This window comes from Streptomyces sp. NPDC002092, assembly GCF_053593775.1.
The window spans coordinates 269,791-288,976 of sequence record NZ_JBSFDG010000010.1 but is presented as its reverse complement, the minus strand read 5'-3'; the positions used below and the strand labels follow the sequence as shown (position 1 = coordinate 288,976).

Sequence of the window (19,186 nt, the reverse complement as noted above, 5' to 3'; positions counted from 1 at the left end):
CCGGCTGCCTCTCATTTTCGGGCCGGTGCGGGACAATCGGCAGCGTGACTTTGAAGATCCACATCGACGACAGTGCCGCGCCGTACGAGCAGGTGCGAGCGCAGATCTCCGAGCAGGCGCGGTCGGGGGTGCTGCCGGTGGGGTACCGGCTGCCGACCGTGCGGGGGCTGGCCGAATCGCTCGGGCTCGCGGCGAACACCGTCGCCAAGGCGTACCGGGCGCTGGAGAGCGACGGGGTGATCGAGACGCGGGGGCGCAACGGTACGTTCGTCGCTGCCGCGGGCTCGGCGGCGGAGCGGGAGTTGGCCCTGGCGGCCCAGGCTTACGTGGAGCGTGCTCGCCGGCTGGCGGTGGGGGAGGATGCGGCGCTGGCCGCCGTGCGGGATGCCCTGCGGGCGGCTTACGAGGGGTGAGCAGTCCCCCCGGGGGGTGCTTCGATCGGCGCTGCGGCCCGTCGGCCGTCTGCAGGCCCGCTGTGGCTTGTCGCGCAGTTCCCCGCGCCCCTCCCGGGGGCGCGCCTGGTCAGCGCCGGGTCGCCAGTTCCGGGGTGCGGGTCACCGTGAGCCCGGCCCTGCTCGCCGCTCGGCCGAAGGCCACCGCGTCTTTCACCGCCGCCCCGCCCGGGTCGTTGTTGAAGTACGCGTACACGTCCCGGCGGTCGGACCAGGTGGTTGCGATCCGGTCCACCCAGGTTTCCAGGGAGCGGCGGCCGTAGTGCGGCCACGGGTGGGCGCGGCCCTGGTGGAAGCGGACGTAGCCCCAGTCGGTCGTGCGCCACAGCGGAGTGACGGGGCGGGCCAGGACGTCGGCCCAGCACAGGGCGGCACCCCGGGCTTGAAGGACCTTGCGTACCTCCTTCGTCCACCAGGACTCGTGACGCGGTTCGACCGCGACCCGGGTCGACGGGGGGAAGCAGGCCAGGCACGCGTCCAGCAGCCCCGCGTCGGCCTTCAGCGTCGGCGGGAGCTGCAGGAGCACCGGGCCCAGACGGTCGCCGAGGCCCGTCGCGTGGCTCATCAGACGGTGGACCGGCTCCTCGGGGTCCTTCAGGCGCTTGATGTGGGTGAGGTAGCGACTCGCCTTCACCGCCACCACGAAGTCCCGCGGCACGCGCTCCCGCCACGCCTCGAAGTTCTCCCGTGTCGGCAGCCGGTAGAAAGCGTTGTTGATCTCCACCGTGGCGAAGTGCTCCGTGTACTCCTCCAGCCACAGCCGCATGGGCACATCGGCGGGGTAGAAGGCCCCCCGCCAGTCCTTGTACTGCCACCCCGACGTTCCGACGAACAGGGTCATACGTCCATCAAAACACCGGTCGCCTACAGATACAGCCCGGCGTCCGCACCGTCCCGCGGTTCCGGCACGGCTGTCGGCGAGGTGCCGCGGCGCAGTGCGTAGAGCTCCGCGAGGGTCGCGCCCTCGCGGCCCACGCCCTCCTCCGTCCCCAGCCAGTTCACCGCCTCCGCGCGGGTCAGCTGCCCCACCTCGATGCGGGCCAGACAGCGGCCAGGGCGGACCACGGCCGGGTGCAGGCGCTCCAGGTCCTCGTTGGTCGTCACGCCCACCAGTACGTTGCGGCCCTGGCCGAGCAGGCCGTCGGTCAGGTTCAGCAGTCGCGACAGGGCCTGGCCCGCGGTGTGCTTGGCCTCGCCGCGGATCAGCTCGTCGCAGTCCTCCAGGAGCAGCAGCCGCCAGCGGCCCTTGCCCGTCGAGTCCTCCTCGCCGATCGCGATGTCCATCAGATAGCCGACGTCGGAGAACAGACGCTCCGGGTCGAGCACGCAGTCCACCTGGCACCAGTCCCGCCAGGAACGGGCCAGCGTGCGCAGGGCGGAGGTCTTGCCGGTGCCCGGCGGCCCGTGCAGCAGGAGCAGACGGCCCGCGATGTCCTGCGGAGTCGTCCTCATCAGGCGGTCCATCGCGTCCGCCACCGGCGCCGTGTAGTTCTCCCGCACCTCGTCCCAGGTGCCCGCGGAGATCTGCCGGGTCGTGCGGTGCGGGCCACGCCTCGGGGAGACGTACCAGAAGCCCATCGTCACGTTCTCCGGCTGGGGTTCGGGCTCGTCCGCCGCGCCCTCCGTCGCCTGGTCGAGGACCTTCTGCGCCAGCTCGGCGCTGGTCGCCGTGACCGTGACGTCGGCGCCGCGGTTCCAGCGGGAGATCAGCAGCGTCCAGCCGTCGCCCTCCGCCAGCGTGGCGCTGCGGTCGTCGTCACGGGCCACGCGCAGCACCCGGGCACCCGGCGGCAGGAGCGTCGCCCCGGAGCGGACCCGGTCGATGTTCGCCGCATGCGAGTACGGCTGCTCGCCCGTCGCGAAGCGGCCGAGGAACAGCGCGTCGACGACGTCGGACGGCGAGTCGCTGTCGTCGACGTTGAGCCGGATCGGCAGAGCGTCGTATGGGTTCGCAGACATGGCGCCCATGATCCGGCACGTGGGCGCTCCACGCACTGGATTTCCCCCGCTCTGTCCCGGTGTCTCTTCCCATGCACCGGGTTCACCGGCCCGCTGCGGGGGGTCCGCGGGCCCGCAGCGGAGCCGCTGACGTCACCGCCCCGGGAAATGCAACAGACCCGTGCAGTCACAACATCTGCCAAATGTGGCATTCCCGCGGTTACTGTTGCCTTCGATGGGACGTCATGAGTGGAACTCGGGGGCACGGCGGTGGCGGCTCACCGCGCTGCTCGGCGTGGGCGTGGCCGCACTGGCTCTGATCGTGACCCTGATCAACACGCTTCCAGGGGGCGGCGCCAGCACCGCGGGCACCTCGCGCAACGGCGACACGGTGCACGGCACTCCGGTCACCCCGCCCGACCAGGACAGACCCGAGGTCGGCTGGGGCTTCACGCACACCCAGTACAGCGCCGACGAGGGCAGCTCCGCCGCCATCGAGCGGGTCGAGGGGCTGATCTCGGACGCCGGGGGCATGCCGCAGGACCAGGCGATCATGGGCTGGGGCGCGGACAACCCCGAGCCGGTGAAGGGGCGTTACGACTTCGGCGCGATGGACCGCCGTATCGACTTCATCCGCAAGTCCGGCGGCACCCCGGTGGTCACCCTGTGCTGCTCCCCGGACTGGATGAAGGGCGGCAGGGCCGGCGTCGACAACACCAACTGGAGCCAGTCCGCGCTGGAGACGGCCCCGCAGCCCGAGCACTACGCGGACTTCGCCGCGCTGGCCGCGACCGTCGCCAAGCGCTATCCGGACGTACGCCACTTCATCGTCTGGAACGAGTTCAAGGGCTTCTGGAACGACGCCAAGGGCCGCTGGGACTACGAGGGTTACACCAGGCTCTACAACCTCGTCTACAAGGCCCTCAAGAAGGTCGACAAGGACATCATGGTGGGTGGGCCCTACCTGGTCATGGACAGTGTCGACCCGCGCGCGGACGAGGCCTCCAAGGCCTTCAAGGGCCCGTGGGGCGCCATGGACCAGCGGGTCCTGGACGCCTTCGACTACTGGAACAAGAACAAGGCGGGCGCCGACTTCGTCGTCGTGGACGGCTCCAGCTACACCAACGACGACGAGATGCTGCCGAACGAGTTCGCGGCCACCGACAAGTTCACCGCCGTCGGCACGTGGGTGCGGCAGCAGACCGGCAACCTCCCGCTGTGGTGGTCCGAGTACTACGTCGAGCCCGCCGACGGCAACGACGACCGCAAGGGCTGGTCCGAGAACCGCCGCGTCGCCGTCCAGGCCGCCGGAATGATCGCCATGGTCAAAGGCGGCGCCTCCTCCGGCTTCTACTGGAACCCGGAGGACGGGAAGGGCAGCGACTGCGCGGGCTGCCTGTGGACGCCGACCGACAGCGCGGACGGCGGCAGGAAGCTGCCCATGTTCGACCTGGTCTCCCGCTTCCACCGGGCCTTCCCACCCGGCACGAAGTACACGACCGTCCCCGTCGCCGCGGACGACGTGCCCAACGTCCGCGTCCTCGCCACCGACAGGACCGTCCTGGTGGTGAACACTCTCGACCGGTCGATCAGCGCGAAGGTCGACGGGAAGCGGTTCGAGATGCAGGCGTACGAAGTGAAGTGGCTCGACCGGTAGGCCCGTCGGGCCACTTCACCGGTTGAGCCACTTCACGACGCGCGGGCTCACTTCATCGTCAGGAACCGCTGCACCAGCGAGGCCAGCAGCACCGCCAGCAGCGGCAGCGAGAACCAGAAGCTGCTCTGCAGCCACCGCAGCTGCCGCACGCCCGGCCGCACCGCGACCCGCACCACCTCGCGCGCCGTCAGCAGCACGATCAGCGCAAGGGCGGCCAGGGCGCCGACGACCGACCACGGCGTCCAGGTGATCATCGGTCCGATCGGACCCGGATTCGGCTGCGGCACCTTGCCCTCGGGCTGCTTCCTGAGGGCGTAGACGGTGGCGTCGTCGTTGACGTACACCTTCTTCAGCTCGGGCCGCCGGTCCAGGTTCTGGATGAGCCGGGGCTCCCAGGTGTCCGAGTAGCCCACGTCCATCTGGAGATAGGTCGTCTGGCCCGCGTTGACCATCAGATACGAGTTCGGGCCCGCGTCCTTGAGCGCCTTGACCAGCCCCGACACCAGCACCGGGTCGGCGGGCGCCGGCGTGGGCACGTAGTTGACCCGCTCCATGTCCTTCGTGCCCCACGGCATCGCCGGCGTCACGTCGTTGACCGTGTCGTTGCTCAGCCACAGCAGACGGACGGTCGGCTTGTCGTGGGCGTACACGTAGTCCATGGCCGCGACCTCGCCGGGCCGCACCCGCTCGAAGGGCTCGTTGCCCCAACGGGCCACCAGGAAGCCGCCCATGAGGACCAGTCCCGCCATCAGCGCGGCCAGCGGTGCGAGGCTCACGCGGTCCTTGTCGCGTTCCTCGGCGGTGATGCCGGTGCGCGGGAACAGGGCGAGGCCTCCCAGCAGGGCCGCGCCCGGCACCGCGAACATGAAGACGCGCAGGGCCATCTCGCCGCCGTAGGACTGCATGCCGAAGCCCAGGAACGGGACGAACGTCAGCACCAGCAGCGAGCGCTCCCGGTACTTGTGGTCGCGCCGCCGCCACCAGCCCCAGCAGGCGAACGCCATCACACCGCCGGCCAGCAGCACGCGCGCGTACAGGACCAGCTTGTGGGTCGAGTCGCCGCCCTGGATGCGGCCGGAGACCGAGGTGGAGACATTGCTGCCGACGCCACCGACCCCGCCGAACAGCTCGTTGAAGTGGCCGGACCAGTACGGCTCGGCCATGAAGCCGATCCACACCGCCACCACCACGGCGAACAGGATGGGCAGGCCACGCAGTTCGGACCTGCCGATCAGGACGAGCACCGCGAGCACGCCCAGCATCACGAACGGGGTGAGCTGGTGGGCCGGGACGCTCGCCATGAACAGGGCGATCAGCACCCCGAGCAGGACGGCCTTCTGGCGCCGGTTCGCCGGCTCGACCTCCGCCTCGCCCGGCCGCTTCCTCGTCCAGATCACCCGCGGCTCACGGAACCAGACCAGCAGGATGGCGACGAACGCGAGGTAGAGAAGGTAGGTGAAGCCCTGCGGGGAGAAGTAGTCCTGGCCCACCCAGCTGCTGAGCACGAAGATCCAGATGCCGGTCCACTTGGCGCGCCAGCTCGCCCGCAGGGAGCGCACCAGCAGGAACATCGGGGCCAGATACAGGAGCTGGATGGTCAGCGGCCACCAGCGGATGAGTTCGGTGAGGTCGGTGACGCCGCAGGCCTTCGTGACGAACGCGGCCACCGCGAAGAAGCCCGGCCAGCTCCAGCGCGCGTCCAGGTCCGGTACGGCGGACCCGGTGCGGTCGATGTAGTCGAGGAACCCGAGGTGCTGCCACGCCGTCGGGAACCGCGGTTCGGTCTCGATCACCGCGGGCAGCGCATGCAGCGACACCACGGTCGCCACCAGGGTGACCAGCAGCAGCGCCTTGTGCTCCCGGCCCAGCCACAGCAGCGAGGCGAACACCGCGACCAGCAGCGCCGCCCCGACCAGCGTCGGCAGCGGCAGCACCGAGATCAGGCCGAGCCCGCCCATCCGGTCCAGGTCGGCCTCGCCCAGGCGCAGCGCGGGCACCCAGTACAGCAGCAGCGCGGCCACCAGCAGACAGCCGAGAATGACTCCGAGGCGGGTGGGCTGCAGCCGCTCCCGCCACGAGAGCGGCGGCGGTTCGGCCCCTGGCACGGGCGCCTCTTCCGGTACGAGCGATGCCTCCGCCTCCCGTACGGCCTTCTCGCCCGCGTCGAAGCCACTGCCGAGGCCCCGGTCGAAGCCCGCGTCGAAGCCGGGCTCGAACTCGGTCTCGAAGGGCGCGTCCACCTCCGTCTCGGCCGGTCCCAGGGAGGCCTCCGAGCCGGGCTCGCGCTCCTCCACGGGCAGACCGACCTCCGGGTTCTTCGCCCAGGTCGGCCGGGGGTCGACGCGTGCGACGGGCGTGCCGGTGGGCGGGGTGCCCGGGCCCGGGCGGACGTCGGGACGGCGTTCCAGGTGGTCGAAGTCGACGTGGATGCCGAGGGCCAGGGTGTCCGTGTCCAGCGCCCAGGCGGGACCCCGCCTGCGGGGCCTCTCGACGGCCGGGTCCTCGCTCGACCCCAGGTCGGCGAGGTCCCCGTCGGGCGCCGTCTCCTCGGGGACGGCATCGGCCGGTGCGGCCCGGACGGTCCGGTACAGCCTGGGCGCGGCGATGGTCACGATCACCGCGAGCGAGGAGATCTCGGCGACGCCCGCGCCGGTCAGCCCCATGCGGGGGAGCAGCACCAGCGTCAGACCGAGCACCAGGACGCACAACAGGCCCTGCAGCCAGGCCAGTCCCGCGGTACGGCTCTGCGCGCGCAGCACCGCGAAGTACGTCTCCATGACGACCCTGAGCAGCGCGCCGACCGCGAACCAGCGCAGCAGTGGCGTCGCAGCGTCCGCGTAGCCCTGGCCGAAGACGCCGAGGATCCACGGTGCACCGATGAACAGCAGCCCGCAGATCGGCAGCATGATCCGCGCCATCCGCTTGAGCGCAGCCCGGGTGTTGGAGGCCAGCCGGCCCGGGTCGTGGGAGCCCTCGACGGTCAGCGAGGCGCCCATGTTGATGGCCAGCAGATTGACCGTGCCGCCGATCGTCGTGGTGATGTAGAAGTACGCGTTGTCCTCGGAGCTGACCTGCGAGGCGATGATCACCGGGATCAGATAGACCACGGCGAGCGAGAACAGCGAGCCGGTGTAGTCGCCCGCCAGGAACCTGCCGATCTCCTTCAGCGTCGGCGGCTTCGCATGGTCCGCCGTGGCCTCGATGTGCCGGGGGACCAGCTTCCGGAACACCAGCAGGCCGAGCGGCACCACGGAGGTGGCGATCGCCAGCACCCAGGAGACGAAGACACCGGTCGTGGGCATGCTGGCGGCGAGTCCGACCAGCAGCGCCAGCTTCACCGCCGAGAACACCGTGTTGCCGACCGGCACCCACGGCGCACTCCGCAGCCCGGTCAGCACCCCGTCCTGCAGCGTCAGCAGGTTCCAGGAGGCCACGGCCATGATGAAACCGAGGCCCTTGACCGGCCCGTGCAGGAAGTGGTACGACGGCCCCCAGGTGCTGAGGGTCAGCAGGAAGATCCCCGCCGCGAACGACACGACGACACAACTCGCCGCGTACGTACGGAAGATGAGCCGTCCCGTGGCGCGCCCGGCGACCGGGATGAAGCGGGCCAGAGCGCCCGTCAGCGTCACCGCCGTGAGCCCGGCCAGCAGCTTCATCGCGGCGATCGCGGCCGAACCCTGGCCCACCGCGGACTCGGAGTAGTAGCGGGCGGCGATCAGCCAGTAGCCCAGGCCCAGCACCGCGGAGATGCCGGTGTTGAGCATCAGCGCGTAGGCGTTGCGGAAGAGTGGGCTGCCGCCCTTGGAGCTGCCCAGTCCGGGCAGCCGAAGACGGCGCCCCGCCTGCTCGGGCGCCTCGGTCGCGGGCTGCTTCGCCTCGGTCGTTGTGGTCGTGTCAGACACGGGAACGGATGGCCTTCCGGCGGACCTGTCGTGCTCTGCGGACCAGGGCGTACCCCTTGGTGAGGGCACGGTCCCCGGCGAAGGTGCGGGCGATCGAACGGCCTTCGACCAGCCGCTCGAACTCCTCGATGCCCGTGCTGCGGCGCACGGTCACACGCTGCAGGGCGTAGGGCCCCTGCCGGCGGCGCGCGAGGCCGTTGCCGACGGCGAGCGCCTGGGCGTACCCCGTCTCGCGGACCGCCTCGCGCACCCGGCGGCTGGAGTAGCCGTAGGGGTAGGCGAAGGAGGCCGGGACGGTGCCCAGTTCGTCGGCGACGATCTCCTTGCAGTGGATCAGCTCGTACCGCAGTGACTCGTTGTCGAGCTGGTCCAGCTGCGGGTGGGTGTGGCTGTGTCCGCCGATCTCGACGTCGGCGGCGGCCAGTTCGCGCACCTGCTCCCAGTCCAGCATCGTGTCGAGGCCGCCCCCGGTGTCATGAGCGCCCTTGATCCAGCCGGTGGAGACGAACAACGTGGACGCGAAGCCGTGCTTGGCGAGCACGGGCAGCGCGTGCCGGTGCACGCCCTCGTAGCCGTCGTCGAAGGTGATCAGCACCGGACGCGGCGGCAGCGAGCGACCTGACCGCCAACCCGCCGCCAGATCCGCCGTGTTGACCGGGGTGAGGCCCAGGTCGCCGATCATCGCCATCTGTTCGGCGAACGCCTCGGGCGCCACCGACAGCGCGCGCGTGGCGTCGTTCGGCGCGGTCGCGACCGAGTGGTACATGAGAACCGGTACGGGCGCTTCGCTCATTGAGATCCCCCCTCGATCCCGACCACGGAGAACGTGGCACCGCCCCTGCGGGCCCGGACGCTCCCCACCACGTACCCACCCGCCGCCGTCAGCACCCCGGCGACGATCGCACCCGCCCGCCCCGCACCGCCCGGCCGGGCCAGCACCGCGTCCCGCAGACCCCGCACCACACCGGCCGGCAGCACCCGGGTGGTGTACCGGCGCTCGGACTCAAGTCCCTTGTCCGCCCCCACACTTCGCGCCACCAGCGCCTTGGACAGGCCCTCGGCGTACGCGCGCGTGCGGAAGTACCCGAAGTGCTCGCGCGCCTCGGGCACCCGGTGATGGATCACCGCACGGTCGTCGATCAGCAGGATCGCGTCCGGCCTGGCGCGGGACAGCCGGATGCACAGCTCCGTCTCCTCACAGCCCAGCGGGCGCTTGTCGCCGTCCCGCCCGATACCGGTGGCGAAGCCCCCCGCGGCGTCGAACGCCGTACGCCGGAACGAGGCGTTGCCGCCCAGGACGTTGCGTACCCGCACCAGACCCGGCGGCAGCCCCCTGTACGTGCAGCCCACCACCCAGTCGAACTCCTCCGGGAACCAGGCAGGACGGCGGCCCGAGGCCCAGATCGGCATCGTACGGCCGCCGACGGCCATCACCCGCGGATCCGCGTACCCCTCGGCGAATCGCCGCAGCCACTCCCGCTCGGCCACGGCGTCGTCGTCGAGGAACGCGATCACCTCGCCCCGCGCGGCCGCGATACCGGTGTTGCGGCCGGCGGACAGCCCGCGGGGGCCCGCGTTGGCGAGCACACGGACCTCACCGGTCTCCTCGTAGTCCTTGTACTCCTTGGCAAGCCGGTCCAGCAGAGCCGGATTGTGGTCGACGACCAGCAGGGTCTCCAGCGCGGGCCGGGACTGCGCACGCACCGAGGAGACCGCCGCGAGGATGTCCTCCCAGCGGTCCTCGGTGTAGACGCAGATCACGACGGAGATGTCGAGACCGCTCAAGACACCTCTCCCCGCACCGAGTCGAGCATCGGCGAGTGGCGTTCCTGGCTGCGCAGCTCGCGCCGGTTCGACCGCTCCTTGAGGATCACCTTGAGCACCCGGAACCCGTCCCGCACCGCCCGCAGATTGCTCGCGCCATGGATGCGGAGGTACTCGTAACTCGGGATCTCCTGCACCTTGAGCCCCGCCTTGACCACCCTGATGTTGATCAGGGTCTCGATCTCGAAGCCGGTGCAGTCCAGGGAGATCTTGTCGAGGCAGTGGCGCCAGAACGCGTTGTAGCCGTAGCACAGGTCGGTGTAGCGGGCGCCGAACTTGCGGTTGACGATGGTGCACAGCGCCCAGTTGCCGAGCTTGCGGATGAACGTCATGTCGTCGGTGCCGCCGCCGTTGGCGAAACGGGACCCCTTGGCGAAGTCCGCGCCGGAGACCAGGGCGGACACGTACGACACGATCTCGTTGCCGTCGGCCGAGCCGTCCGCGTCGACCATCACGATGATGTCGCCGGTGCACGCCTCGAAGCCCGTGATCAGGGCATCCCCCTTGCCCTTGCCCTGCTGCTCGACGACCTTGACGTTCGGCCACAGGCCGCGGGCCACTTCGACGGTGTCGTCCGTGGAACTGCCGTCCACCAGAACGACTTCGTGTATCCAGTCCGGAAGTGTCTTGAACACGTACGGGAGATTCTCCGCCTCGTTCATGGCGGGAATCACCACACTCACCGGCGGCGCGATGGCCAGGTGAGAGGAGATCGGCCGGTACTGGCCGGCAGTTGACGGACCTTGGCCGGCGATGGCCGGCCGCAGAACAGAACTCATGAGTCTGGTCCCTCTCGTCCGGTGGACCGCCCGCCCCTGGGCGGCCCGGTTATGTGTCCGGTTCGAAAGGGGGGTTTCACGCCTGTGGCAATGACGAAATGGATCTCCGTGCACGCCGATGGCGAGCTGGCAAAGCTTGCCGTCTGCCGTGGAACGGCAGCCGGTCGCGCGGCACGACCCGGTCACAAGTGCGGTCACCGAGCACGGCACCCCCCTACCGCGCCCCACGCCGGGAACCATCGCGGTCCTGAGCCCTCCCCTGGGCCGCTCGATGATGGACCGATGCGGGTGAGATGTACGACGGTATTGACGATTGAACCCGTATGGCAAGACCTGGAACGAGGCCTCACCTTTTTGTTGGTTTGACCGTTACACAACTTAGAAGAAGTAGGAAACTGATCACGGTCATTGCGATGATTCCGCCGTGCACCGACCACCGGTGAACGGCCAACATGCCTTGTGCCACCAGCATGTTGAGAACGATTGCGCCCGCGAGGGCGGCGAGTGTGCGGCCGAAGGGCTCCAGTCCGCGCAGCGCGGCCCCGATGGCCGTGGCGGGCGCGGCAAGCAGAAAAAACAGGGTGAGCGGCCCGCGCAGGGGCGAGCCCGAGTCGGCCAGCGCCAGCAGCGCGCCGCATCCCCCGATGGCCGTCGCGGCGCCCGCGAGCAGTGGCGACAGGTCCCTCCCCGGTCCTGGTCGCGTCCGCTCGGCGCCGTCTGTCGACGAACTGCCGTCCGTCGAAGGTCTTTTGACGAGTCTCTTGATCTTGATACGGATGGTCTGCATTGGCGACTTTGCCCCCCAGCGCGCCGGATGCCGGGCTTCAATGTCGCGCAGCGCAAGAGGGGCCGTCAAGAGCCGGAGCCCGCTGGTGACCGAGCGGTGAAGGTGTGGTGATGACCCGTCAGGAGCCGAAAAGTCTTGACATGAACACTTCCCATCGACACGTGTAATTGGTACGACGGTTACGGCAGAGATCCTGCTAAAGGGAGGTTCCATGAGACGTTCCCGAATTGCCGTTTTCGTGAGCTCGATCCTCCTCGCCGCCGGCACGGCCCTCACCGGGGCCACGGCGGCGCAGGCGTCCGGACAGGCCGCAGCCACCGGATATGTGGCCCTCGGCGACTCCTACTCCTCCGGGGTCGGCAGCGGCAGCTACATCAGCGCCAGCGGCGACTGCAAGCGCAGCACCAAGGCCTACCCCTACCTCTGGGCCGCCGCCCACTCACCCTCGACGTTCGACTTCACCGCTTGCTCCGGCGCCCGTACGGGTGATGTTCTGTCAGGTCAGCTGAGCCCGCTCAGCGCCGCCACCGGCCTGGTCTCCATCACCATCGGCGGCAACGACGCAGGCTTCTCCGACGTCATGACGACGTGTGTGCTCCAGTCCGACAGCGCCTGCCTCTCCCGGATCAACACCGCGAAGGCGTACGTCGACTCGACACTCCCCGGACAGCTGAACAACGTCTACTCGGCGATCACCGCCAAGGCCCCGAACGCCCATGTCGTCGTCCTCGGCTACCCCCGCTTCTACCAGCTCGGCACCACCTGCCTCGGCCTCTCCGAGACCAAGCGGAAGGCCATCAACGACGCGGCCGACTACCTGGACACCGCCACCGCCAAGGTCGCCGCGGACCACGGCTTCACCTTCGGCGACGTCCGCACCACCTTCACCGGCCACGAGATCTGCTCCGGCAGCTCCTGGCTGCACAGCGTCGAGTGGTTCAACATCGGCGAGTCCTACCACCCCACCGCGGCCGGCCAGTCCGGTGGCTATCTGCCCGTCCTGACCAGCGCGGCCTGATCACCCGGAGGGTGACGGCGAAGTACTGGAGGAGGCCCCGCCCGTCGGGGTCTCCGACACACAGGTCACCGAGAACGGAACCGACTCGGACGTCGCCTGCTTCGGCGAGCGCACCTCGACACTGATCGAGTTCCGGAAGGTCCCGGTGTTGTTGTACGTCGTCACGAACGCCTTGTCCTGCTTGGTCTTTCCGCCGCCCGCCGGGAAGGACAGGGTCTTCCAGCCCGGATCCATGATCTGCCCGTCCTTCGACAGCCAGCGGTAACTGACCTCCGCCGGCAGCTTCCCGACCGTGAAGGTCGCCGTGAACTCGGGCGCGTCGCCACGGGCGGGCGGACAAGTGCCGGAGTAGTCGGTGTGGGAGCCGGCCAGCGTGACGCTCACCGTCTGGGGAGCCTCCGTGGAGGCACTGCTGCTCGGGCTCGGCGTCGGACTCGCGCCCGCGCTGCTGTGGGTGGCCGTCGACGGAGTTCCGGTGTCCGAGCGGGGGGTGTCCGCATTGTTGTCTCCGCCGCCGTGGTCGCGGTTCAGCAGCGCGTACGTCAGCCCCGCGATGGCCAGGGCGAGGACGAGCGCCCCGACGAGCAGGACGACGCCGGCCCGGCGGTTGCGCTCCTGCGGCGGTGCGGCCGTCGTCGTCGAGGGGCCCGGCGCCGGCTGCGTGTATCCGGGCGGGTACGGCATAGGAGGCGTCGGCGACGGCCGCTGCGGGAACGCCGCGACCGTGGGGGCGAACGGAGACACCGGCGCGCCGTACGCATGGGGCGTGCCGCCCGCCGCGATGATCCGCAGGTCCTGCTCGGCCCGGTCGGCCGGCAGCCGCTCGGCCGGGTCCTTGCGCAGCAGCCCCTCGATGACGGGGGCCAGCGGACCGGCCCGGTGCGGCGGCGGCAGTTCCTCGTCGACGATCGCGCGCAGGGTGCTGAGCGGGGTGTCCTGGCGGAACGGGGAGTTGCCCTCGACCGCCGCGTACAGCAGCACGCCGAGCGACCACAGGTCGGACTCCGGGCCGGGCGTGCGGCCCAGCGCCCGCTCCGGCGCCAGGAACTCCGGCGAGCCGATCACCTCCCCGGTCATCGTCAGCGCCGAACTGCCCTCGACCTGTGCGATACCGAAGTCGGTGAGCACCACCCGGTCGTCGTTCGACAGCAGCACATTGGCGGGCTTCACATCCCGGTGCAGCACCCCGGCCTCGTGCGCAGCCCGCAGCGCGGCGAGCACCTCGGCACCGATGTGTGCGGCGCGCTGCGGATCCAACGGGCCCTCGGCGTCCAGGAGTTCGGCAAGGGAGATACCGCGGACCAGCTCCATGACGATCCACGGGCGGCCGTCCTGCGTCGCCACGTCGTACACCGTGACGACGTTGCGGTTGGCGACCCGCGCGGCCGCCCACGCCTCGCGCTCCAGCCGGGCGTACATCCGCTCGACGTCCGAGGCCGGCAGCCCGGCGGGCGCACGCACCTCCTTGACGGCGACCTCGCGGTGCAGCAGCTCGTCCCGGGCGCGCCACACGGTTCCCATGCCGCCCTCGCCGAGGGGGGACAGGAGACGGTAGCGGCTCGCGATCAGACGTTCACTGCCCGATTCTTCGGACACGGGCGTCCCCCATTCGCATCCGCGTGTTTTCTCCACTCCGTGCGTTTTCTTCCCAAACGTAGCTCAGCCGAGTGCGGATGCGGCCCCCTTGAGCACCAGTCCCACCCCGAGAGCCACGACGAGGAGCGCCGAGCCCAGGGGCGCGGTCCTGCGGACGAGGACCGCCATCGGGTGGGTGGTCCAGCGGGGGCGCCTGTCCAGCACACGGTTCATGCCGGTACCCAGCTTGACGACGGCGAACCCCGCCGCGGTGAGGGTGAGGGCGAGCCCGACGCCGTACGCGACGACCAGCAGCAGCCCGAACCAGGCCTGCCCGAGCGCCGCCGCGCCGACGAGCACGACCACCGCGGAGGGACTGGGCACGAGGCCCCCGGCGAAGCCCAGCAGGATCGTGCCGCGCAGGGTCGGGGCGACGGAGTGGGTGTGGGTGAAGCCGCCGTGGGTGTGCTCGACGGTGTGTGAGTGGGGGTGGGGGTGGGTGTGGTCGGAGTGGTGGGTATGGGTGTGGCTCTGGTCGTGATCGTGGCTGTGGGGGTGGTCGTGATCGTGGGCCTGGTCATGGTCGTGCGTATGGCCCGGAGAGTGCGGGTGGGTGTGGGCTTCGGCAGTCGTCGCGGCCGCTTCGGTGTGGGCGGCGACCAGGACCAGGGCGCGTTCCTCGGGCTCGGCGGTCTCTTGCGGGTGCGTATGGCCGCCGGGGCCGTGCGGGTGCGGGTGGTCGTGGTCGTGCGTGTGCCCGTGATCGTGGGTGTGTCCGGGGCCGGGGCCGCGATTGCGCCAGGCGCGGCGTACGAGCGTGGCGCCCGCGCAGGTCACCATGACGCCGCTCGCGATGCCCAGCCAGGTGATCACCGAGGGGGCCGCCGCCGAGCCGGCCGTGACCAGGAGGCCGAGGGCGACCACGCCCAGGGTGTGGGTGACCGTGACCGAGGCGGCCAGGGGCATGACGTCCTTGAGGCGGGCACGGCCGCCGCGGGCGGCTGCCGTCGCGGCCATCAGGGTCTTGCCGTGGCCGGGGGCGAGCGCGTGCATCGCGCCGAGGAAGACCGCGATGAGCAGGGAGAGCGCGGCGAAGCCGAAGGTGAGGTGGTGGCGGGCGACCAGGTTGTTCAGGGCCTGCGTCCAGCGGTCGGCGCCGCGCGGCAGTACGGAGGCGGCGGGAGCGTTCTGCCGATCCTCGACCAGGGCCGGTCCGCCGGGGCGCACGCGCAGGGAAGCGGTCGAGGTGTCGGCGGGGGAGGAGAGCAACTCCTTGGGGTAGCTGGTGAGTTCGTGGGAGACCGACGTCCTGGGTACGTCCGTCGCGGTGAGCGTCATGCGGTCGCCGCGCGCGGTGATCTCCCGCCAGCCGGGCCCGGAGGTGGCGCCCTCGCTGTGGAAGCCGAGCGTCACGGCGTCGCCCTCGGGGAGCGGAGCGGTCAGCCGGCACTCCACCCGGAGGGTGTTCAGCCCGGCCTGTCCTGGCCGCAGCTGCGCCTTGCTAGGTCCGACGGTCAGGGTGGTGGCCCGTCCGCCGACGGTGAGCTTGCTGCCCTCGGCCGCCTTCGCGCACCGCTCCTTCGCCCACTCGGTCATACCGAGCCGCTCGATGTCGGGCTTGGCCTGGGTGGCCGGGATCTCGGCGAGGTCCTCCACGTGGTCGACGCGGAGCTTGCCGGGGGCGGCGACCAGGCCGTCGTAGCGGTTGACCGTGAAATTGCCGAGGGGGTGCGCGCTCGCGCCGGTGGAAGGTACCAGCGCGAGCGCGCAGGCCGCCGTGAGGACGGCCCCGGTGGAGGCGAGCAATCGACGGGGGTTCACTTCGCCGCCTCCAGGTCTGCGAGTGCCTTGCGTGCTTCACGGGCGCCCAGCGGCGAGAAGCCGGGGTTGAGTTCCAGCGCCGCCTTCAGGGAGTCACGGGCGTCGTCGGTGTGGCCTGTGGCGCGTTCGATCATCCCGCGGTGGTAGAGGAAGGAGGCGTTGCGGTAGCCGGTGGCCGTCGCCTGCCGGGCGTACGGGAGGGCCTGGGCGTCCTTGCCGTTGACGTGCAGCGCCCAGGCCAGGGCGTCCGCGGTGTGCACGGTGTGGCGGCGGGTCCACTCGGCGCGGGCGGCGCGCAGGGCTGCGGCCTTGTCGCCGTGGTCGGCCGCCGCGAGGGCGGTGTCGAGGTCGGCGTTGACGCCGTTGGCGCGGGCCAGGGCGATCCAGGCGTCGACCAGGGCGTACTGGTCGCGGGCCTTCGCCTCGTCGCCGGCGGCGCCGCGGTCCTCGTACATCTCGCCGAGTTCCACGAGGGGTTGGGGCAGCGGGTAGCGGGCGACGAGCTGCTCCATGTCCCTCAGCCCGGTCGCCTTGTCGCCGCTCGCGTACTCGGCGCGGGCGCGGCCCTCCAGCGCCGGCAGGTAGTTGTCGTCGGCGGCGAGGGCGCGGGCGTAGTAGTCGACCGCGGTCTTGTAGTCGCCCTGGTTCCAGGCGAGCTGTCCGAGCTGGAAGGCGACGTAGGAGATGTCGCCCTTGGTGCTCGCGGTGCCGAGGGCCTGTTCCAGGACCCGGCGGGCCGTCTTCACGTCCCCGCGCAGCTCGTGCACATACGCGTACCGGGTGAAGACGGGGATGCCCGGGCGGCGCGAGTCCGCGGTGTCGGCGGCCTTCGACGCGTCGGCGTAGCGGCCGAGTTCGACGAGGGCGTCGATACGGGAGGAGAGGGCGCTTTGGCTGTATGGGTTCTCCTTCAGCACCTGGTCGGCGAAGTTCAGAGCGTCCTTGAAGTCGTGCCGGGCCGCGGCCAGGGCGGCCTGACCGGTGATGGCCTGCTCGTTGCCGGGTTTCACGTCGAGTGAGCGCTTCAGCGCCTTGTCGGCCTGCGGGTAACGAGAGGGGTCGCCCTTGGTGCGTGCCTGCTCGACATAGGCCAGCCCAAGACTCGCCCAGCTCCCGAAGTCCCTTGGCTGTGCCTTGAGATGGGCCTGCAGGGAGAGGATGCTCGCGTCGATGTCCCCGCTGTTCAGCAACGCCGGCGACAGCGCACTGGGCGCTGCCGAGACGGCCGTGGTGTTGCCGTCCCGGATGGCGCCGTAAGCAAGGGACCCACCGGTCAGCGCGACGGCCAACAGGGCGGCGGTTCCGGCCAGTTGCCCGATGTGCCAACGCCGTCCGGCGGCAGCGACCCGCCGGACCGCGGCGACTCGTTCGTCGGTGGAGGTGTCGTCGGGCGAGTCGACGGCTGATTCCGATGCCGGTTTCTCGGCACGTCCCCCAAGGGGCGCGGGGCGTGTCGATATGCGGCTCCGCCGCGTGGGCGCGACCGGCCCCGACGAGCCCGCAGATGAGTCCCGACCTTCCGTGGCGCTCTCCGCGAAGCCTTCGTTGTCGTCAGTGTCCGGGGCCATGCCCTCTCCTCGTCGGTGTATGGGCCGAAGCCCGCGGACCGGGCGGTGCCGCTCCGAAGAAGCCGCCCGGTCCGCCGGTAATGGTGCGTACTAGTACGCGCGGCTCCGCATCCGGCGCCACCACATGAGACCCGCGCCGATCAGCGCGATACCGGCGGCTCCGCCACCGGCCGAAGCCGCGATCAGTGTGGTGTTGTCCATGCCGGCGGCCGAGGCGGGCTGCAGCGCGTCACCGAGCTGGCTCTTGACGTCGCTGCCGCCGGCGACGCCCTTGGCGGTCGCACCGCGCGAACCGGAGGTCGGGTTGGCCAGGTACGGGAAGTACTTGCCGAAGCCCTTGTCGTTCTTGTCGACCGCGTCGCCCAGGTCGTTCTTGGAGCCGACCAGTTCGCCCTCCATGACCTGGAGCGCCTCGTCGATCACGTCGTCGGTGAGCCGGCGCCCGTTCGGGAAGCCCGCGTTGTCGCCGTCGAGGACGCCCAGCCGCTTCGGGGAGGCGGCCGGCTTGATGGAGGTGTTCAGGCGCAGCTCCTCCGCCGGGCGCACGTACGGCGGCTGGTTGAGGCCCTTGACGCCCTTCAGGAACACGTCGACGAGGTCGTTGCGCGGCTCCGACGGCGCCTTGATCTTGTAGATGGACTCGATGAGCTTCGGCAGCTCCGGGTTGGTCACGTTCTTCAGGAACTGCGCGTCGTAGGCGGGCGAGGACGCGTTGAACTTGTCCTTGTCCTTCAGCGGGTTGACGACCTCGTTGACCAGCGGGTTGCCCAGGCGCGAGACCTGCTCGTAGTAGCCCCGGGCGTTCTTGCGCGAGACGGTCGACCAGACGCCGATGACCGGCTGCTTCTTGGACTCCGTGAGCATGTCCGTGGGCAGCTGCAGGGCGATCGAGTTGACGTTGTAGCCCGCGAGGGTGTCCCGGCCGACTTCGGAGAGGTTCCCGCCGTACAGCAGGTCGAAGACGCGCAGGTCGGCGAAGAACGGGTCGTCGGCCTGGCCGGCGAAGGTCTGGCCGCCGTTGGAGAGCTTGTAGATCGCCTGGTCGCGCAGCTTGCCGTAGTCGGGCATCGACGCCTTGCCGACGTCCGACGGTGCCACCGGAATGTCCTCGGCGAGCCTGGTCTTCGAGACGGCCCGCCGGCCCTTCAGCTTGATCAGGTCGATGTTGTACGTCTGCGTGATGTTCAGGTCCGGGTCGGTCAGGTTGCTGACCACGCCCGTGTTGTACAGGAACGACTTCTTGTTCTTCGTCTGGGTGCGGAACGTGTAGCGGAGCAGCAGATCGTCCTGCGCGTCACCGTTGTTGTCGATGTGGAGGTCGTACTGGGCGTCGTCGCCGAACTGGTAGAAGTTCGGGCCGCCCGCCGGTTCCTCGAACGGGATGAAGTTCGCGATGACCGTCGTCGTGTCCGGCTTGTCCGGGCTGACGAACGCGTACAGGTCCGTGTTGTCGTACTGGGGCTGCCCCGAGATCAACGGGGCCTCCCGGTGGCTGGAGGCGGAGGCCGCCCCCGGTTCCAGCGTGGCCACGCCTGCGGCCGCGAGCCCGCCGGCGGCCAGCGCACCAGCTATGAGGGTCGCGATGCTCCTGCGTCCCGCGCCGCTCCTGGAGTCAGTTGTCATGCCGTCCGTCCTCAGTCCCAACTTGCCTGACGAACGCTGATTCGGAGCGGTCGCCGGAGTGGATTGGTGGAATCTCAAACGTCTTTACGGCGAAGCCCTGATCTTGTCTCAGTCGAGCCGCGAAACTTCTTTGGTGGGGCGCCGACCCGCGTTTCGGGCACGCTGATCCGTACCCCATCCGGAGGTGCGTTCGTTGCGAATGCCTGGTGTGACGGGACGGGGCCCATGCGGGCGGCGAG

At 70.3% G+C, this 19,186-nt stretch carries 14 protein-coding genes; 3 read left to right on the top strand and 11 right to left on the bottom strand.

Annotated elements, in window-relative coordinates:
• The first annotated feature begins 44 nt into the window (after positions 1-44).
• Positions 45-413, top strand: a complete 369-nt coding sequence (locus ACWCRD_RS24485) for a GntR family transcriptional regulator (RefSeq protein WP_344404171.1) — start codon at positions 45-47, stop codon at positions 411-413.
• A gap of 109 nt (positions 414-522) precedes the next feature.
• Here the strand turns inward: ACWCRD_RS24485 and ACWCRD_RS24480 are convergent, their stop codons facing one another.
• Complete coding sequence (locus tag ACWCRD_RS24480) at positions 523-1,293, bottom strand: DUF72 domain-containing protein (protein WP_450967902.1); 771 nt, start codon at positions 1,291-1,293, stop codon at positions 523-525.
• 23 nt (positions 1,294-1,316) lie between these two features.
• A complete protein-coding gene (locus ACWCRD_RS24475; protein ID WP_450967901.1) occupies positions 1,317-2,411 on the bottom strand; it encodes a DUF5925 domain-containing protein in 1,095 nt (364 codons plus the stop codon).
• A gap of 214 nt (positions 2,412-2,625) precedes the next feature.
• On the opposite strand from ACWCRD_RS24475, the gene ACWCRD_RS24470 reads away from it, so the two are divergent.
• Entirely contained in the window at positions 2,626-4,047 is a 1,422-nt protein-coding gene (locus tag ACWCRD_RS24470; protein WP_450967900.1) for a GH39 family glycosyl hydrolase, read from the top strand.
• A gap of 47 nt (positions 4,048-4,094) precedes the next feature.
• On the opposite strand, the gene ACWCRD_RS24465 is transcribed toward ACWCRD_RS24470, so the two are convergent.
• From ACWCRD_RS24465 to ACWCRD_RS24445, 5 genes are all read right to left on the bottom strand, one after another.
• On the bottom strand, positions 4,095-7,952 hold the full coding sequence (locus tag ACWCRD_RS24465) for a lipopolysaccharide biosynthesis protein (RefSeq protein WP_450967899.1): 3,858 nt from the start codon (positions 7,950-7,952) through the stop codon (positions 4,095-4,097).
• Positions 7,945-8,745, bottom strand: a complete 801-nt coding sequence (locus ACWCRD_RS24460) for a polysaccharide deacetylase family protein (protein ID WP_450967898.1) — start codon at positions 8,743-8,745, stop codon at positions 7,945-7,947. Before ACWCRD_RS24460 ends, ACWCRD_RS24465 begins: the two co-directional genes overlap by 8 nt.
• Positions 8,742-9,737 carry a glycosyltransferase family 2 protein gene (locus ACWCRD_RS24455; protein WP_450967897.1) on the bottom strand — a complete coding sequence of 332 codons (996 nt, stop codon included), beginning with the start codon at positions 9,735-9,737 and terminating at the stop codon, positions 8,742-8,744. Before ACWCRD_RS24455 ends, ACWCRD_RS24460 begins: the two co-directional genes overlap by 4 nt.
• Positions 9,734-10,555 carry a glycosyltransferase family 2 protein gene (locus ACWCRD_RS24450; protein WP_450967896.1) on the bottom strand — a complete coding sequence of 274 codons (822 nt, stop codon included), beginning with the start codon at positions 10,553-10,555 and terminating at the stop codon, positions 9,734-9,736. The genes ACWCRD_RS24455 and ACWCRD_RS24450 overlap by 4 nt, the downstream gene beginning before the upstream one ends.
• A 346-nt stretch (positions 10,556-10,901) precedes the next feature.
• Complete coding sequence (locus tag ACWCRD_RS24445; RefSeq protein ID WP_450967895.1) at positions 10,902-11,411, bottom strand: hypothetical protein; 510 nt, start codon at positions 11,409-11,411, stop codon at positions 10,902-10,904.
• Positions 11,412-11,553: 142 nt separating this feature from the next.
• On the opposite strand from ACWCRD_RS24445, the gene ACWCRD_RS24440 reads away from it, so the two are divergent.
• Positions 11,554-12,360: an SGNH/GDSL hydrolase family protein gene (locus ACWCRD_RS24440; RefSeq protein WP_450967894.1), complete on the top strand. Its 807-nt coding sequence runs from the start codon at positions 11,554-11,556 to the stop codon at positions 12,358-12,360.
• Here the strand turns inward: ACWCRD_RS24440 and ACWCRD_RS24435 are convergent, their stop codons facing one another.
• The 4 genes from ACWCRD_RS24435 to ACWCRD_RS24420 all read right to left on the bottom strand — a co-directional run bounded on the left by ACWCRD_RS24435 (position 12,361) and on the right by ACWCRD_RS24420 (position 18,947).
• Positions 12,361-13,956, bottom strand: a complete 1,596-nt coding sequence (locus ACWCRD_RS24435; RefSeq protein WP_450967893.1) for a serine/threonine-protein kinase — start codon at positions 13,954-13,956, stop codon at positions 12,361-12,363.
• A 63-nt stretch (positions 13,957-14,019) separates the two neighbouring features.
• Positions 14,020-15,756 carry an urease accessory protein UreH domain-containing protein gene (locus ACWCRD_RS24430; protein WP_450967892.1) on the bottom strand — a complete coding sequence of 579 codons (1,737 nt, stop codon included), beginning with the start codon at positions 15,754-15,756 and terminating at the stop codon, positions 14,020-14,022.
• The gene (locus ACWCRD_RS24425; protein WP_450967891.1) at positions 15,753-17,324 is read right to left on the bottom strand and encodes a tetratricopeptide repeat protein; all 1,572 of its coding nucleotides are present in this window, start codon (positions 17,322-17,324) and stop codon (positions 15,753-15,755) included. Before ACWCRD_RS24425 ends, ACWCRD_RS24430 begins: the two co-directional genes overlap by 4 nt.
• A gap of 90 nt (positions 17,325-17,414) precedes the next feature.
• Entirely contained in the window at positions 17,415-18,947 is a 1,533-nt protein-coding gene (locus ACWCRD_RS24420) for a DUF4331 domain-containing protein (RefSeq protein WP_450967890.1), read from the bottom strand.
• Between the last annotated feature and the right edge of the window lie 239 nt (positions 18,948-19,186).

Bases quoted from the DNA above. Each gene is read 5' to 3' on its own strand.
- ACWCRD_RS24480 (WP_450967902.1), bottom strand. From the start codon at position 1,293: ATGACCCTGTTCGTCGGAACGTCGGGGTGGCAGTACAAGGACTGGCGG.
- ACWCRD_RS24475 (WP_450967901.1), bottom strand. From the start codon at position 2,411: ATGTCTGCGAACCCATACGACGCTCTGCCGATCCGGCTCAACGTCGAC.
- ACWCRD_RS24470 (WP_450967900.1), top strand. From the start codon at position 2,626: ATGGGACGTCATGAGTGGAACTCGGGGGCACGGCGGTGGCGGCTCACC.
- ACWCRD_RS24460 (WP_450967898.1), bottom strand. From the start codon at position 8,745: ATGAGCGAAGCGCCCGTACCGGTTCTCATGTACCACTCGGTCGCGACC.
- ACWCRD_RS24450 (WP_450967896.1), bottom strand. From the start codon at position 10,555: ATGAGTTCTGTTCTGCGGCCGGCCATCGCCGGCCAAGGTCCGTCAACT.
- ACWCRD_RS24440 (WP_450967894.1), top strand. From the start codon at position 11,554: ATGAGACGTTCCCGAATTGCCGTTTTCGTGAGCTCGATCCTCCTCGCC.
- ACWCRD_RS24425 (WP_450967891.1), bottom strand. From the start codon at position 17,324: ATGGCCCCGGACACTGACGACAACGAAGGCTTCGCGGAGAGCGCCACG.
- ACWCRD_RS24420 (WP_450967890.1), bottom strand. From the start codon at position 18,947: ATGACAACTGACTCCAGGAGCGGCGCGGGACGCAGGAGCATCGCGACC.